Genomic DNA, 16,200 nt, shown 5'->3' on the forward strand with positions numbered 1-16,200 from the left:
CTCCACTTCTGCAAGATTTAAAGCATGATCGAAGCTATTTGCTTCGAAAAGCACCACTCTTTCTTCTATGCGGTCTGTGACGCCGTCCGCCTTCATATACCAGCGGAAAAGCCCTTTGACTGAATACCACTCCCTGGCCATTTGCGGTACCTAACGTTTGGTTAAGGGGCGGGATTTATCCCGTCCCAGTGAGCGAAGCGAAAGATTTGAACCAGTTGTTATGCTTTGCGCCATAGCTAGAACCAATTTTTCTTCATGGCAGAAAGAAATTCGCGGCTAATCTGAAAGCCAGAAACAGACCCGATTACCGAGTCAATTCCACAGCTAGGGCATAACGCCGTATCACCATCATCGATCCAGTCCTCGATATTTTTGTAGTCGAAGATATCAAGGCAATAAAAGCAGCCGCAAACCTCGCTGTCTCTGAGCTCGCCACGATGCCGGATGGAATGCTTGTGGGCTTCTTTTATATCTGCTGAGTCAAACATGTTTGGCATAATTTCGTTGGGTTTAAGCATAACGTTTAGCCCGCCCCAGTGAGCGAAGCGAACGACTTGAACCAGTCGTTAGATGTCATGTAAGCAAAGGCCGAAAGCGACTAGGCTGAAATCGCTTGGTATATGGGAGCGCTTTTTCGGTATGCCAGACATCGAGTAAAGAACCTACCTCTTGCCCATCAAGACTCTCTGGCAGTTCCTTTATTTCCTCAACCCTAACAAAAGCCCAGCGTACAGGCTGCCCTTTTTCGTTTGCATACAGGGTTTCCTGCTCCTTTCCTAGATCGAGGGCACGTCGAAATGCTTGCTCACTATCCTCGGCCTGAATCAGGACGAATGGATAATCACAGGTATTGCGTTTACGTGCTCTTGATTTGCCGACGATGCAGACAACTAAGAGTCGGGCGCAGTAAAGAGGCATGGGTGATACCTAACGTCTGGTTAAGGGGCGGCGGAACGCCGTCCCAGTGAGCGAAGCGAACGATTTAAGCGCATTGTTAGGTACCGGTACTGTGCGATTTTGGATAATAGCGGCGAATAAACGCTTGCTTGCCGAGCTGAGTATGGGCGCCACGAGAAAAAACCTCAAGGCCATTTGCAGAAGTAGCACCAAGCCAATAAGCGTGCCACCAACCAGTCGGTTCTATGCAACAGTTGGCTAGCTCATCGTTTAAGCAGTACTGAGCCGCCTCCACCTCTGTAAGACTTAAAGCATGATCGAAGCTATTGGCTTCGAAAAGCACCACTCTTTCTTCTATGCGGTCTGTGGCGCCGTCCGCCTTCATATACTAGCGGAAAAGCCCTTTGACTGAATACCACTCCTTGGCCATTTGCGGTACCTAACGTTTGGTTAAGGGGCGGGTTTTAGCCCGTCCCAATGAGCGGAGCTAACGGTTTGAACCACTAGTTAGGTTGCACCGAAAACTCTCGTTTCCTAACAAACCGCCAGACCCAGACTGCCAGAAACAAAGGTATTGCGGCCATCATTGTGCGCAGGTAGTACCCTTGAGCTAAAAGGTCGCGCATGCCTGACGGCGCTGCCGGATGCACTATAAACCAAGCCAGTTCAACAAAAAACGCAATGGCAATAAGAGTGGGCCCACTGAGCAGCAAAATACGCTGGGCGTGAGTGGCGTTATAGCGGAGCACAGTGACGCCGAACAACATATATATCGCCCCTAGCCCGGCCATTTGTAAAATAATCGAACGAATTTGTGGGTTGTCAAAAAACGCGTGGACTAGTTCGTCCGCTCCGACATACCTAAGCATCACAAAGAGAATACCAAAGTACATCATAGACCAAACTAACATAGCAGCAGCTAATGAATGCTTACGTATCATGCATGAATTTCCATTGCAACCTAACGGTTAAGCTAACAGGCGAGCAAAAGCGTAGCTTTTGCGAGTCCAGAGAGCGAAGCGAACGGTGTTGAGCGTATTGTTAGGCATACTATCTCTCCTTGCTTATAAGCAAGCTTCCGTTGTGGGACAGACAGAGGCTTTCACCGCCCTGTTCTGAGCAGACGAGGCCTGAGCTCAATAGGCTTTTAACGACGCAGGGCAGATCTTCAGCGGTATGGCCAAATCTGCGTACGATCTGGAAGAAACTAGTTGTTTTGTTGCTGCCGATGTATCGCAGAATTTCCATTTCCAGCTCGGTCATTTTATGTGTGCCTAACGTTTGGTTAAGGGGCCGGCTTTAGCCGGTCCCGAGTGAGCGAAGCGAGCGACTTGAACCAGTTGTTAGGTCTCACTGCTGAATTCCAAGGCATCTTCGTTCATGGTTTTTACAAATAATTCTTGAGTTCCATAGGTAAACCAAGCTGGCCATTTATCTGGAAAGGCTCCCGGGCCTGAACCCCAAACCAAGTGAACGCTTACATAGGTCCCGTCATTAAGAATTACCACCACGTCATCGCAGTCAATTCGGCGACCAATTACTTCCCCGCCTTTTCCATGCAAGGGGTGCGCACTGGTAATTTCCTGCTCGAACTGCTTCTGTACCCATGGAATTTCAGCAGCAAATTGAATTGCACGCCAAGGCTCTTTCCACTCGATGACTGGCACGTAACTCTCCATGAGACCTAACGCCTGAATTAAGCCGAGCCGCGAAGCGGCTTCGGCTTGAATGAATTGTTAGGCGCGAAGGCCCGCGCGCCCACCCAGACCAGCATGACAAGCGCGAACAGGTTGATGCCGAGTTCGCCGGTGCTGAGCCAGCCCAGCGAAACGTTGAAGTTGAAACCGAGGGTAAAGGACCACTGGAAGTTCTGGGTAAGTACGTGAACTAGCTGCACAACAAAGAACAGGATAGCCAAGTACACGCTCCAGCGGCGCCGCCGAAGCAGACCGATACCAGCAACTAGCCCAGCAGCTGCGAGCGCCAAGTTAGTGGCCATGAACGCTGCGGGGAAACCATTCTGTGAAGCAACCAAAAAGGTCCACAGGACGCCAAGTGTGCTATGCACCAGCAGAATGCCGGCGATGATTTTGTCTTGGACAGCCATAAATGATCTTCCTCGCGCCTAACGCCTGAGTTAAGCCGACGCGACGAAGTGGCGTTCGGCTTGAATGAATTGTTAGGCCCCACCTAGTGCATTGAGGAAATCGCTCTCGCCCTCAACGCCCCACCATGGGACCGAGACTGATCCGCCCAACAGACGTAGTTGGCCCAGAAGCTTAAGCAGAGAGTCTATCTGCGGCTCACCCCAACCGTCACCCATGCGGTAGTCAATTGTCAGAGAGTCCGGAAAAACGAACACGCCTAGATCCGGCACTGGAATATCCGAGCCGCAAACGCTGCGCAGGACAACGTGGAAGGGGTCGATCTCCCTGGAGCCAACCAAGGCCGCATCACTTGGGCCAGAGTAGGGACGCTCGGAGTGGTTGAACCTTGACCAGACGTTGTTGGGGCCGAGGGTGACATTGACGGCCCCGCGGTCATAGAGGTGCTGGAAAGCTGCCGCAACCTGCGCGTGAGTGTTGAACGAGACCTCGATCTCAGGAAGCGAGCCGTCATCAGTCTTGAAGTACTTGGCAAGCTTCATGTGGGGCCTAACGTTTGGCTAAGGGGCCGGCTTCGCCGGTCCCGAGTGAGCGAAGCGAACGACTTGAGCCATTTGTTAGGCAGAGAAGTTGAGCCGAACGCTGCTGTTGGGTACCGCAAGATGGCGAAGCTGGGCGGGACTTGCAAGCGCGAGCAATGCGGCCTGCGGAACACCCTTGTACGGTGTGGCGGCGAGAGCCAGGAAGAGGATGCGGATTGGGTGCCAACCGGCAGCACAATGCGCCGGAAGTAGATTTGATGTTGTGGCCAGCTGACGCAACTTCCATGTTGACACCGATATTAAAAGTGACTGAGGCCTAACGCCTGAATTAAGCCGAGCCGCGAAGCGGCTTCGGCTTGAATGAATTGTTAGGCCTTGCCCGAGCAGCCGAGCCTGACGTGACCCAGAAGCCTCAGGGCCTCGATGGACCCGAAGCGACCGGCCTGTTTGTACGGCTCTAACTGAGCATCCTCATCAGAGCAGACGCGACCGAGAATGTCATAGGCAATGACCCGGTGCGGCTCAATAATGGCATCGTGCTTGAGCAGCAACTCTCGCTCCTCGTCATCGGACTCGTGACCATCTAGGGCGTAGTAGGCATAAAAATCGTTGTACTCACGGCAGAAATCGTCGAACGAGATGTCGCCGCGGACGCAACGGCGAACAAGCTCATCGTGAGCGGCTATTGCGTCTAGTAACGAACTTTCAGACTCGAACATTTCCATGTAAGGCCTAACGTCTGGTTAAGGCGCGGCGGAACGCCGTCCCAGTGAGCGAAGCGAGCGATTTGAACCACTTGTTAGGCCCTTGCCTAGCACTTGAAGTAGACAGCTGCCGACAGGCAGCCCTTATAGGGCTCGGCCAGCTCACGAAATCTCTGCGGCCAACACTCATCTGTAGATGCATAGGTAGAGCCAGACTGATGCCATTCGCCATCCGGCGCAATGAAAACGTACGGCTCATCGTTAGATAGGAGTACGTGAACTGGAATGATGACGAGACCACTGTCAGAAATAGCCTGCGGAAAATCAGCAGCAAGGTCTCCGACGCGGGAGTACCAGTTTTTATCAACTACGGAATAAAAAGCGAAGGGGAAGCATTCGTCCTGCTCGGGTTCATACGGTGCCAAGATCGATCGAACGAATTCAATAACCGCCGTTTCGTCTAATGGAATAAAGGTCTCCGGGAGCACAACATAGCCGTAAAAATGTCCCAAAGTTCCGCCCCCCAAAAGTGGCCTAACTCCGCAAACAGCTGCGGATTTGTAGTGGATTGTTTTGCGGTAGCGTGGCGTTAAACCGAAAAACAAGGAACGAAAAAGCCGTCAGACTGGCTTGCATTGTTAGCCGTATTTTTCGGGGTGTTGTGCAAAGCTCCATTTACCTTCTACGTGCTCACGAACTCGCTTACTAGGATCATCTTTTAAAAGCTCGTAAATTTTCTCTCTTGCCCCTACAGGCAAGTCAATTATGTGCGAAGCAACACGATACCGGACCTCGGCCTTGGGATCTTTTACAAGCTCAAACCATACGTGTTCAACCGCTGGATAGTCCTTCTGCAGTTTGAGGAGCCAAGTCCCTGCAGCATCCCAAACATCCCTTCTGCCTTCAATTAGCGCTGCTTTTATCGTTAATTCAACATCCGAAAGATCTGCTTTATTCTCAATGAAATCGTGCACGGCAGACACAATATCTACGACCATGGCTGCCTTCTCCGGGCCACCATGCCGACGGATTGCGACTTCTACCTCTTTCACTCTTCCGAAGGTAAACATCATGCCTCACGTATGGCTAACGCCTGAGTTAAGCCGGCCCGATTTGCGGCCTTGGGCGAGTGAAAATGAGCAAAGCTCGCACGAGGCCGCGAAGCGGTCTCGGCTTGAACGAATTGTTAGGCACCGCCTTGCGAGCGGCTCCACTTTGCGTCAATGGCTTCTGCCATCACTAGTTCGGGGTCAACGCCGAGCTCGATTAGTCTGGTCCGATATATCTCGATCTCCGACCACGGGCAGCCAGGGTCAGCACAAGCTCGGTCTGGATCTCCCTCATGTTCGAATTCAAGATGGAAGCAAAGCCAGTGCATTCCTTCAAACGTGTCGTAGTCGTTCGCGTACACCTCAACGGGTCGATCACAGCGACGACAATTTTTTGGTTGGCCAGTCATGATTTTTCTTGCGGTGCCTAACAGTGATTAGACGGAACTCCATACTACTGGATAACCGTGAATTCTAGATAATTCGGCCTAAACCGGCTGCCCAACGTTCATCAAACACCAATAAAATCATAAACTTACCCGCCCCGCCAGCCTTCCAGCCCCTATTCGCTTGACTTCCGCTTTTTTCTCTACCATTACCACTGTGCATATAACCAGCCTGGAGATCGACATGGACGGTCTACTTCCCAAGCCTCGGCTGCGCGAGCAGTTACGTGCGGTGATGCGTTTGCACCACTACAGCATACGGACGGAGAAGTCCTACTGGTACTGGATTCGCTACGTTATCCGCTTCCATCAGTTGCGCCATCCCCTCGAGTTGGGTGCGGCTGAGGTCAGGACCTTTCTTAGCTGGCTGGCGGTGGAGCGGCAGGTCGCGGCGGCTACGCAGAACCTGGCCTTGAATGCCCTGGTCTTTCTGTATAGCGGGGTGCTGGAAAACCCTTTGGGCGATATCGGTGAGACGGTCAGCGCCAGTCGGCCCAGGCGTATTCCCACGGTGTTCACCCATACCCAAGCCAGCGAAATCATCGCCTTGCTCGCACCGCCCTACGGCTTACTGGCCTCCCTGATGTACGGCGCCCGGCTCCGGGTGGTCGAGGCAGCCCGCCTGCGGGTCAAGGACTCGACTTCGACCGGCAGGTGATCACCGTGCGTGACGGCAAAGGAAGCAAGGACCGCACCAGGCCGGTTCATACCCGACACTGACCATGGCCGCCCGATGCCGCCTCGCCAGGGTCAGGCATTTGCCGGTCGTTGCAGCATCGTAACGAGCACTGCGCCCCAGCTGTCTTTCGCCGGTGCCTCGCGTTACCCTCAGAACCTCTGCGGTATCACACGCCAGCGACGTTCCGAGAGAGTGCACAGCGCCGGCACTTTCCGAGAGGGCGCGGCGCCAACCCGAGACCTTAACCACCCCACTCCCGACCAACGCGTTATGCACTTGGCGCCTATCGACAGTTGAGCATCATGACGATTGAACATAGCTGGACAATTATTGAACAGCGTCTCGCCAGCGAGTTTCCGGCCGCCGCCGCCACACTGAACGCTGGCGCCTCAATGGAAAAAATCAAAACGCTTGAGCATGTCATTGGCCAACCCCTGCCAAAGGACTTCGTGGCCTCGCTGATGCGCCATGATGGCCAGCGCCAATCTGACCTGGAGGGCTCCGAGCTGCTGAATTTCAACCGTCTTTTAACCGTGGATGAAATGATTCACGACTGGAAACAGTGCGCTGAGCTCTTCGAAGGTTTTGGTGAAATAGAATGGCTACAACCCAAGCGAATCAAGAACCTTACGTGGAACACAGGGTGGCTGCGGTTCTCCGATTTTCAAAATGATGGGTTTGTCCTCGACCTGGACCCTACGGAACAAGGCATCGTAGGCCAAATATTCTTTCGACCCAACTCAGAAAACCAGACGCAAACCTGGGCGGATTCGTTTTCGGGCTTTCTGGCCAGGCTGGCTGCCCTGTACGAAAGCAAAACCTACGAGCTGGAGCAGGGCTGCCCCTATGTTCATATCCCCATCGGTTGATTGGAGTGTTTTGGCTTTACAACTGCTCAAAATCGGCCACTCAGCGTTTCTTGGTATCATGCCCCGCATGGTCAGGGGTGAGTACAGATCGCGCCGGGGCAGCTCCTTACAATTTTCCAGACCATTCGCTTGAGGAGGGCCACGCCCTTTGCCAGCCAAACATCAGAAGCTACAAGGACGACATGCGCCACTCCATCAGCATCGCGATCGTAATAACCCTTTCGATCATCCACTACTCAATCATGGGCTATTTCGGCCAGGATCCGGCGCCAGAATCCGAAGCATTAATGGCCTGGTCATTCGCCCTGATGGTTGCGATGTGGTGCCAAGATGACGCGAAGAAGCAAAAATTTCACCGCCCCTATGAATTCGGCGCTTTTATTTTCTTTACATGGATTATTGTATTACCCGCGTATCTGGTTCGCACACGGGGCTGGCGAGGTTGGCTGGTATTTCTAGCTTTCCTGTTTTTGTCCTTAGTGCCTTACCTATGCGGCTGGATTGCTTATTACGCCAATCCCGAGTACCGCGACTCGGTTTTTTAATAGGGCGATCGAGCCGATCATTACGCGGAGTCCGGACAGTCCAATACAGCCAACCTAACATATATTGATATTTATTTCCGTCCACAGCGATGACACGCTAACACTCTGGCCGTGTCGAAGCTAGGCGCGGGATTGACAAATACGTAGCGTATCACTGAGTATCACTCGATTTGACCGCTCGAGGGGTATAGCCTACAGCAATTATATTCTAATTTAATCACCAGGTTTTGTTTATGCTGATAGACGACAGCAACTACGCTCAGGGTAACCGAGCCCTTGCCTGGGTGCTACTGCTGTACTATCACCTGCTCCGTGAAAATGGTTTCACTCACGACCAAACGGTGTATATCGATGCCGAAGAATTCAATGCCTTTGCCTATGTGGCGGTCGAGATTACACTTCAGCATCGGCAAGAGATTGACCAGCTGTTGCTTCGACAAGGCGCGGTTGTTTATTTACTGTGCGAGCTGAACGACATGATCTGCGACCACGAGGCGGACTACCTTGCCCAGTCTTATACGCAGAAGATCCTCGCGGCCCTGGGTGCCGAAACTATAACTTCGATTCCCGAGGTGGCCGAGATCGTGCGAACAGTCACCCAAGGGGGAGCCGCGCTGAACCAGGGTGTCTTTCAGTCGATGCTTCGAGGTGTGTTCGAGACCTATGTCGTGGAAGGTTTCAAGGCGCTGTCCGTCCACCCTGCGGCCTAAGCCATTCCTCAAGAGGCTTTAATAATTCCCCTGCAGATCCTGTAACAGCTCGTCCGCGATCACCCCCGAAAAAACGGCCTCGACCCGACCAATGAGAAGAACCGGCCCCTCGCCATCCCATTGCACCCTCACCGTCCCACCATCACATTCAACCTCAACGCTATTGTCCAGTAAGCCACGACGAATCCCGTTAACCACGGCACCGCAGGAACAGGATCCGGAGCCCAGGGCAATCGCGCCCCCGCGCTCCCAGATGCGCAACCGTATGTGCGCCCGGTCAATCACCTGGACAAAATGCACGTTGCTCTTCACGGGAAACAGGGGGTTCGTTTCAATCGCGGGACCCAGCGTCGCGATATCGATGGCCATCAGGTCCTCCACAAAGTAGGTGCAGTGCGGATTGCCCATGCTGCAGGCGGCTGGACCACCTGCCAATGGCAAAAAAGCCGTTTCCATCTTCCGACTCAAGGGAATATCCGACCAATCGAACCGGGGTTTTCCCATGCCGACCGCAATCTCGCCGCTGCAGGTTCGCTCGCACACCAGTAGGCCTCGATTGGTTCGCAGTACTATGGAAGTAATACTGGATTCGCGCATCAGCCTATCTGCGGTACCTCGCGTGGCACTGCCACAGGTGTCCAGCGGCGAGCCATCTGCATTCCAGAACAGCAAGCGCGCTGCCGCATCATCGCAATCGAGCACCACCACCAGCTGATTGAAGCCAATGCCTCGGTTGCGATCCCCCATGCGTCGAGCCATGCTGCTGGTCACCGGATTGGCGGCATTTCGCACATCCACGATAACGAAATCATCGCCATTGGCGTGCATCTTGTGAAAGCTCAGCGGCATACATGGACCCCGGCAAAAAGATAAGGCCGATCAGGCGGGCGCCCCCCAAGCGTGATGCCTAGACGCAACAGACTGGCTGTAGACCCATCCTAAAGGGCCCGACCGCCGCGATAAAGGCCGCGTGCAGCCACGCCAACCAAGGGTTTCCTTACACTCCACCTGCCACTTGCCGTTTGGGTTGATCCGCAGGTCTGCACCCACTTGCACCCCAGCAACCACCTTGGATGCCCCCATGGCGCCCGGTGTTGCCACCACCCGGACTTCCACCATCCAGAAACACAAAACAGAGCAGAATCATTGACTCCATCCTCGACGGAAGGTGCACCCGCAGGCAGATTACCCCTTTCACAACCAGGCCTTAAGATGATCCAAAGAACGCTCTGTGAGGACCACTGGGATGGCGTGGGACTCAGGCCCTTCGAACACCCCGCCTGGACACCCGACGGTGCGAAAGCCGCGCTGGAACGACTGGACGGCCAGCGCCTGACGCAGTTGCTGCTGACGGTTGGCGAGGATCGTTTGATGCTGATCGGCGGTGGTGGTAACCGCTTCTCGGTCAGTATCTGCTTCGACGTCGACCGTGAACTTTACACCTTGGTGGACCCTGCCAAGGCGGACACCGTTACCGAGGACCTGTTGATTGGCGGACAGCTCGGCTGTTTTCCGGCGAACCAGATCGTCGCGCAGGACAGGGTATTGGCGGCGATCGAACATTTTCACCGCGAGGGCGCGGCCTCGCCTGGTTTAACCTGGTTACGCGAATAGCCGGTCGGCGCCTGAACAGGCCGCTGGCTGATGCTCACCTGGCTCGCCCAGCGTCACCCCTCGCAACCCGCTGCTCGAGTATCACTGCGCAACGGGGGTCGATAGCGCTTCTCGCGCCCTCAACTGCTGGATCACCCGCTCGATAAAAGCCGCCACGGCCGGGTGGCAGATGACGACGGCTGGGGTACAACACACTCAACCCCTGCCCCATGCGGTTGTAGCCTGGCAACACCGGGACCAGTAAGCCGGCGTGCAGGTCGGGTAGCAGGATAGTGCGCGGCAGAAGGGCGATGCTGCCGCTAAAGCGTGCCTGAAACTGCACGGCGGTTTCGTTTCCATCCGCTGCTGTGAGCCGCTAGGTGGCATGTCCACGGTTGCTGGGTAAGATCAGGCCCAGAAACAACGATGCACTGGAGCGCCGACTCGATCCAGAGTGCTCACACTCTCCCTGCTGCCCTTCACAAGGCGATGAGGCCACGGCCGCGCACCTGGGCAGCATGGGGCCTGGCGATTCATGCCAGAGCTACCGGCAGGAGGCTCGCAAGGCAGCGCTTAACGAAAGGTCAGGAATTTATGGCCAAAATAGCTGGTCACTATAGGTACGAGCACACCGAACAGGTGAGCCAGTGCCTCGACGTGTTCAACGACACCTAATAATGGCAACAACCAGTGCACACACAGCACGCTGATGATCAGGGTCTGGGCCAGCGCCAGGAGGTTGACCAGCAAGTATTTCCCGGCCTGCGGCTTAAGCGGCTTTCCAGCCCCCTGGAAAACGAACAAGCGCATCAGCGTAAAACCGGCAAGCAGACCGATGACAAATGCCAGGACGACGGCCACCTCGAACTGAAATACCATCGAGAAGAGGAAGCGGGTCCCCCAATTCAACCCGGCAGCGATGCCCCCACTTATCAAAAAGCAGATAACTTGTTTAATAACCACCTAGACTTTCTCGGCGATCACTAAAAACTGCTTGCCGAGAAATCTCCAGACGAACTTCATTTTCAGGTAGAGGCGAACAGAAACCAGCGGCGGATTCTTGCCACCGGACATCGTGTACGGAAGAAATCGATCAAGTTTTTGCACAACATTGAATCCGGCAAGGGAAAGCGCTTCTGCCATCGACGCATCGGTAATCGGGATATAGTGATCCCAATAATCCCAATACGCACCTGGCACATATTTTATATTAGGGCCAAGGCAAATAATTTTGCCGCCGACTTTTAAACAGCGAAAAGCCTCCTGCAGGGCCTTGTCAATCAGTGCCTTGCTCGGTAAATGCTCAAGAAAATTACTGGTAAAAACAATATCCAAGCTGCCGTCCTGCAGGGGCCAAGGTGATGAGCAGTCCTGGTGCAGAAAGGTCGAATGGCCTGCCACTCTACTGCCACACTCCGGATTCAAGTCCATGGCGTATTTTTTAGCGGCACGGACATTTCGCGAAAACTCACCCCAACCGGCCCCCAAATCAAGCAATGCGCTTTCCTTGGAGATGTGCCGCGAAAAAAAATCATCGCAAAGTATTTTCCAGACAGCATCCCGATAGCGGTCCGCCCCTTGAAAGCGTTGCTGGTATTCTTCCTGCAAAACCGTTGCACGCGTGTCCATCGTCCCTACCTTTAAGAAACAGCACTCTTCGCCATCCGCCGGCCAAAACCGATACTTTCGGAAATCCCCCTGTCCTCTGGATAGTAATAGGATGTGTCGGCCACCCACAAGCCTTTCACCGGCAGCGCCACGGGTGGCAATTTGTCCAAATGCCCCGGCTCACAGATCGGCTGGGCGTAACGGTAGCGGCTGGCACGAATATCGATAAAATCAGCATCGCTCAGTTGCGGATTGATTTTTTTCAGGTAGCCGCGCACTTTTTTTATAAAAAAATCATCCGGCTCGGCGAACAGCGGATGCTCGCCGGGCACATAGAATGGCACATACACCAAGTGCTGATCCAAGGGCCGCAAGTTGGTATATTCCACCAACCCCGGGATATCCATCTCCGGGTCACTGGTATTCAACCAAAAATACCCGGTCAACGCTTTACGCAGCTTGACGATCACGCAGACCACCGCAATGCTCTTAACGGACTCAAAATACTGCCGTATCTCGGACGGCAAATCCGGTATCAACCGAGGCACATAGGGCAGTGGCACGGTGCTGACCACCTTATCGAAACCCTCCACTTGGCCATTGACTTCAACGCCCCGTACCTGGCCCTGTTCGATCACTACACGACTGATAGGCGACTTCAAGCGAATGACCCCACCATGCCGTTCGATATCGGCATGCAACGCCTTTAGCAAAGTACTGGAGCCACCGTCGAGATAGCCGAGCTTTTCCCGAAACAGGTTGTAACGCGAGCGGCCGATACGGCGAATACGGCTCCAAATCCACGCCGCCGAAAGGTTATCGCCATACTCATAGAATTTGTAATCAAACAGGCGACGCCAAAGCACTTCCCAAGCCTCTGCGCCCACCCAGCGACGGATCCACCCGGCTGCTTCAATACTGTCCAGCGGCCTCCAGTCCTTGCGTTTGGTGCACAGAAAAGCATGCAGACCATAACGAACCTTGGCAGCCAGGCTGAGCCCGCGAAATTTTAGCAACGCGACAGGGTTGCCCCAAGCCTGCAAGCGATTTTGGTACCAGTAACCCATTCTTGTCTCGACCCAGTGCATTTTTTCACTGAGCCCCAACTCCTCCAGTATCGTGAGGAAGGCTTGATCGGAGGTGCAATGGAAATGGTAATAGCGCTCGATGCTCAGGCCCGAGAAGTCAAACGCGGCGGTCATCCCTCCGACTCGGTCATCTGCCTCGAACAGGACGGGATGATGGCCGTCTCTGGCCAGTTGATAGGCCACAGCCAACCCCATCGGCCCCGCCCCCAGCACGGCAATACGCTGTCCCATGCTCAAAACTCCAGTACGACCTGACTGTAAGTGGGATGATTGAAGGTTTCATCGATAGCGGCAGTGAACGGCGTGCTGGGCACACCAAATATTCCAGGCCAGTCAATGACCTCAAACTCATCTTTCGCCGTGAGCGCAGCAAGTTGTTGCGTGGTGAAGGGCGGATTTTTGTCGAACAGCCCCCAGATCCACAACAACACATAAAACACTCCATACGGAATGTGCGCGATCAATGTTCCAACACCCGTCGCACGTTTGATCTCCCGGATGATATCGATGTAATCAATTTTTTCATGCCCGGAAATATTAAACACACCCGCCAGTCTGCGCTGCTCGATGCAGCTGATAATAATATTGCAAAAATCCCCCACGTAGAGGGGCTGGCGCATATAGCGCCCATGGCCAGGGATGGGAAACACCGGAACTTTCCCCATAAATCTGGAAAGCCAACCGAGGTGTTTTCGATCAAACCAGCCAAACATCAGGGTCGGGCGCAAAATCGGGCAGGCGATGCCACTTGCCAAGACCATTTGTTCCTGCTCTCTTTTGCTTTGGGTGTAAAAATCATCGACCACCGAGACTACCACCGACGAACTAATATGCACCAGGCAAGGCACCTGGTTGACTTTTATCTGCTCCAGCAACAGACGCGTCGCATCCACATTGTTACGCACGAATTCCTGGTAGTCGTTTCCGCCTATTTGCGCCTGCAGCATCACCACCACCTCAGCGCCCACGAAATGACGTTGCCAGTCACCGGGCTCGGCCAAGTCGGCATATTCCACGGTAACGCCGGGATGATTTTTTTTCAAAACTTCAATATTGCCTCGATGTTTGTCGAGCACGACAATATTGCTGTAACCCTTTGCCCTCAATCGGGCCAGCAAATTTTGACCGACCAACCCGGCACCGCCTGGGAGAATAATTTTCTTGTGCATCTCAGTTCTCCACATGTACCACAACGCCCGGATTTGGACACAGTTTCAATTCACCGTCCTTCTTGATGGCCAACCCGATTTTATAGTCGCCCGACAGCCCGGCAAGATCCACCTTGACACCGAATCCTGCACTTTCAATTTTCGAACTATTGAAGTAATTCGCCACATCGCGGCGCTGGACGGCATTTGCACGAACAAAGCCGGGCGAGGCATCAGCCCCATGAACCACGAGATAAACGGTCTCCAGCGGGGAATAGTCCGGAATCGAGGAGGCCAGCCACCCATCCACATTCAAAATGCCACGGGCCTTTATCTCGCGATCCACGCTTCCCCCAGCAATCCGGTCTATGCCGCCGGAGCAACTGGCTCTTACCCCGGTGGACGCCACTGAATAGTCGACAGATTGCAGGCCATAGAACTCCGACAGACGGGTGGGTTTTTCTATGGTTACCGAGGTCAATTCGACATTGAACTCCGACTGCCAGTCAGCCCCTGCACCCCGCGCCGCCACGGAAAACGACTTGACCTTTTTTCCGTCCAGCAACACAGCCGGCCCATAGAGCATGCCAAATTCGCCCTCTACTTCGATCAAGGGAGAGAGGAGAAATACCGAGTTGCTCATGCCTGAAATAATGCGATAGGTCCTGACCCGTCCACCCTCGAGCGTTACCCTCATATCGAGTTGCGACGGTTTATAGAGCAGCGAAACAAGGCTCCCCAGCAGGCTTTTTTTGATGGTCAAACGCGCAAACAGCGGTTGGTCGGCCTCCGGCAGCTGAATTTCCTCACCGAATCCATGGGTCTGGGAGTAAATGACCGTCTGTGCAATGGCCCCCGCTGCCACTCTTTTTTCCAATAGAAGATGGCTTTTCAATGTGCGCACCGGACGATAGCGGGAGAGCAGCGACAGCCAACCGCTGCCCTCTTCCAATGAGGGCAGCCGACCGTCGATCGACTGCAGCCTGAAGAAAATATTGTCTGCCGCCGTGGCTCCCTGCAAATGCTCTCGGTTCTTTTCGAGCAAAGCGGGTGCATAGGCGGCATAGCTCTGAAATACCGGCCGAGGCGACCATTCATTGCCGGAGGCAATAAGGATCGCCTGATCGTATGAATAGATATCCGATGTTCCCGGCAGGCGGGGCAACGCGCCCCCGTCTCGCAGAACCATCATCTGTCGGTCAAAGCTCTGCTTTAACCGGCCAGGATCCATCACTCTGCTCGCCAAGCCGTTCCAGGCCAGCGCATACAGCGTGGCCGCCCGGCTAAAAACCGGCTGAGGGTCTCGCGCCGTATAGCCTTGGTCGATATGCCAGCCCGTACAAGCGCACAGCAGTGCCGTAAACAGCAAAAGTCTACCGCCCAGTAGCCAGTAGGAGGAAATCGCGGAAAATACTATAGCTCCGGCTGCGGCCAGTGCATGCCCGTCATGCCTGACGAAACCGGCCTTGAAGGCGAGGAAAAGAAACACGAAAAACAGGCCCTGCAAAAGCAATTTTTGCGAAAGAACCAGGCGCCCATGCGCCGCAATACTGGAGAACAGTACCAGCGCTGCGGCGATATATACCACAACCTCCTTGCCCTTCCCTTCTATTGCCATGGCCTCCGTATAACCTGCGAGAATGGGCAACATATTCCACAGGTACCGAGGCAAGCCAAAGATATCCTGCCCAGCAAGCATCCAGAATAACCCCATGGAAATGACCGGAACGACTGCCACGGCCAGGGCATGCCGGTACAGGCGATGGAATAGAAAACACAGCACACACAAACCGGCTATCGCGCAGCACATGACCAATATACTGCCCTTGACCACCGGCAAGAGCCCGAGGGGCACAAAAAGCAATCCCACCCCGTATGCGCTCCATTTCCTCCTCGCCCCTCCTTCGCCCTCGAGGCAGTAGACTTTAAAAATCAACAGCCCCAGAAAAAAAGGGATGGCGTAGAGCAGCACATCGAAAGAACGAACCAGCACCAAACTGGCCACCGCCACCAGGAGGGGCCAATGCAATCGCCTGCCCTGCGCCAGCAGGATCAAATAAATCCAATAAAAAAAACCCAGACAGGCCCCGCCAAGCAGCATCAAGGTGTCGGTATCAGGGTGATAGGCTCTGGTGTATACAGACGCATAAGGTCCGAACGTAAAGATCACCTCATCGCCAATCGCCAGACCTTGGGACATCGCCTGATTCATGCCCA

At 54.2% G+C, this 16,200-nt stretch carries 19 protein-coding genes; 5 read left to right on the plus strand and 14 right to left on the minus strand.

Going from position 1 to position 16,200, the window contains the following annotated elements; all coding sequences use genetic code 11:
• Positions 1–236: 236 nt before the first annotated feature.
• The 8 genes from ABWY06_RS12980 to ABWY06_RS13015 form a co-directional block, all read right to left on the minus strand.
• Positions 237–518 (minus strand): cytoplasmic protein, encoded by a 282-nt coding sequence (locus tag ABWY06_RS12980; RefSeq protein ID WP_353925976.1) that lies wholly within the window; start codon positions 516–518, stop codon positions 237–239.
• 55 nt (positions 519–573) lie between these two features.
• On the minus strand, positions 574–918 hold the full coding sequence (locus ABWY06_RS12985; RefSeq protein WP_353925977.1) for a DUF4288 domain-containing protein: 345 nt from the start codon (positions 916–918) through the stop codon (positions 574–576).
• Between the two features lie 482 nt (positions 919–1,400).
• Positions 1,401–1,838 carry a hypothetical protein gene (locus ABWY06_RS12990; protein ID WP_353925978.1) on the minus strand — a complete coding sequence of 146 codons (438 nt, stop codon included), beginning with the start codon at positions 1,836–1,838 and terminating at the stop codon, positions 1,401–1,403.
• 402 nt (positions 1,839–2,240) lie between these two features.
• Positions 2,241–2,564, minus strand: a complete 324-nt coding sequence (locus ABWY06_RS12995; RefSeq protein ID WP_353925979.1) for a hypothetical protein — start codon at positions 2,562–2,564, stop codon at positions 2,241–2,243.
• A 29-nt stretch (positions 2,565–2,593) separates the two neighbouring features.
• Positions 2,594–3,004 (minus strand): hypothetical protein, encoded by a 411-nt coding sequence (locus ABWY06_RS13000; RefSeq protein WP_353925980.1) that lies wholly within the window; start codon positions 3,002–3,004, stop codon positions 2,594–2,596.
• 72 nt (positions 3,005–3,076) lie between these two features.
• Positions 3,077–3,544 (minus strand): hypothetical protein, encoded by a 468-nt coding sequence (locus ABWY06_RS13005; RefSeq protein WP_353925981.1) that lies wholly within the window; start codon positions 3,542–3,544, stop codon positions 3,077–3,079.
• Between the two features lie 368 nt (positions 3,545–3,912).
• Positions 3,913–4,269 carry a hypothetical protein gene (locus ABWY06_RS13010; RefSeq protein ID WP_353925982.1) on the minus strand — a complete coding sequence of 119 codons (357 nt, stop codon included), beginning with the start codon at positions 4,267–4,269 and terminating at the stop codon, positions 3,913–3,915.
• A gap of 617 nt (positions 4,270–4,886) precedes the next feature.
• Positions 4,887–5,321, minus strand: a complete 435-nt coding sequence (locus ABWY06_RS13015) for a hypothetical protein (protein WP_353925983.1) — start codon at positions 5,319–5,321, stop codon at positions 4,887–4,889.
• Positions 5,322–5,927: 606 nt separating this feature from the next.
• On the opposite strand from ABWY06_RS13015, the gene ABWY06_RS13020 reads away from it, so the two are divergent.
• The 4 genes from ABWY06_RS13020 to ABWY06_RS13035 all read left to right on the plus strand — a co-directional run bounded on the left by ABWY06_RS13020 (position 5,928) and on the right by ABWY06_RS13035 (position 8,546).
• The gene (locus ABWY06_RS13020; RefSeq protein WP_353925984.1) at positions 5,928–6,401 is read left to right on the plus strand and encodes a phage integrase N-terminal SAM-like domain-containing protein; all 474 of its coding nucleotides are present in this window, start codon (positions 5,928–5,930) and stop codon (positions 6,399–6,401) included.
• Between the two features lie 323 nt (positions 6,402–6,724).
• Positions 6,725–7,291, plus strand: coding sequence for an SMI1/KNR4 family protein (locus tag ABWY06_RS13025; RefSeq protein WP_353925985.1), 567 nt, complete (start codon positions 6,725–6,727; stop codon positions 7,289–7,291).
• Between the two features lie 182 nt (positions 7,292–7,473).
• Complete coding sequence (locus tag ABWY06_RS13030; protein WP_353925986.1) at positions 7,474–7,836, plus strand: hypothetical protein; 363 nt, start codon at positions 7,474–7,476, stop codon at positions 7,834–7,836.
• 233 nt (positions 7,837–8,069) lie between these two features.
• On the plus strand, positions 8,070–8,546 hold the full coding sequence (locus tag ABWY06_RS13035; RefSeq protein WP_353925987.1) for a hypothetical protein: 477 nt from the start codon (positions 8,070–8,072) through the stop codon (positions 8,544–8,546).
• 18 nt (positions 8,547–8,564) lie between these two features.
• On the opposite strand, the gene dapF is transcribed toward ABWY06_RS13035, so the two are convergent.
• The gene (dapF, locus tag ABWY06_RS13040) at positions 8,565–9,395 is read right to left on the minus strand and encodes a diaminopimelate epimerase (protein ID WP_353925988.1); all 831 of its coding nucleotides are present in this window, start codon (positions 9,393–9,395) and stop codon (positions 8,565–8,567) included.
• A 363-nt stretch (positions 9,396–9,758) separates the two neighbouring features.
• Between dapF and ABWY06_RS13045 the strand changes: the two genes are divergently transcribed.
• A complete protein-coding gene (locus ABWY06_RS13045) occupies positions 9,759–10,160 on the plus strand; it encodes an Imm1 family immunity protein (protein WP_353925989.1) in 402 nt (133 codons plus the stop codon).
• Positions 10,161–10,712: 552 nt separating this feature from the next.
• Here ABWY06_RS13045 and ABWY06_RS13050 read toward each other — a convergent pair.
• The 5 genes from ABWY06_RS13050 to ABWY06_RS13070 are packed head-to-tail and all read right to left on the minus strand — an operon-like array spanning position 10,713 to position 16,195.
• On the minus strand, positions 10,713–11,102 hold the full coding sequence (locus ABWY06_RS13050) for a GtrA family protein (protein ID WP_353925990.1): 390 nt from the start codon (positions 11,100–11,102) through the stop codon (positions 10,713–10,715).
• Positions 11,103–11,768: a class I SAM-dependent methyltransferase gene (locus ABWY06_RS13055; RefSeq protein WP_353925991.1), complete on the minus strand. Its 666-nt coding sequence runs from the start codon at positions 11,766–11,768 to the stop codon at positions 11,103–11,105.
• 11 nt (positions 11,769–11,779) lie between these two features.
• Positions 11,780–13,066, minus strand: a complete 1,287-nt coding sequence (locus tag ABWY06_RS13060; RefSeq protein ID WP_353925992.1) for an NAD(P)/FAD-dependent oxidoreductase — start codon at positions 13,064–13,066, stop codon at positions 11,780–11,782.
• 2 nt (positions 13,067–13,068) lie between these two features.
• The gene (locus ABWY06_RS13065) at positions 13,069–14,004 is read right to left on the minus strand and encodes an NAD-dependent epimerase/dehydratase family protein (protein ID WP_353925993.1); all 936 of its coding nucleotides are present in this window, start codon (positions 14,002–14,004) and stop codon (positions 13,069–13,071) included.
• A 1-nt stretch (position 14,005) separates the two neighbouring features.
• Positions 14,006–16,195, minus strand: coding sequence for a hypothetical protein (locus ABWY06_RS13070; RefSeq protein ID WP_353925994.1), 2,190 nt, complete (start codon positions 16,193–16,195; stop codon positions 14,006–14,008).
• Positions 16,196–16,200: the final 5 nt, after the last annotated feature.

The sequence above is a fragment of the Pseudomonas sp. genome (assembly GCF_040514055.1).
Classification (GTDB): Bacteria; Pseudomonadota; Gammaproteobacteria; order Pseudomonadales; family Pseudomonadaceae; genus Aquipseudomonas.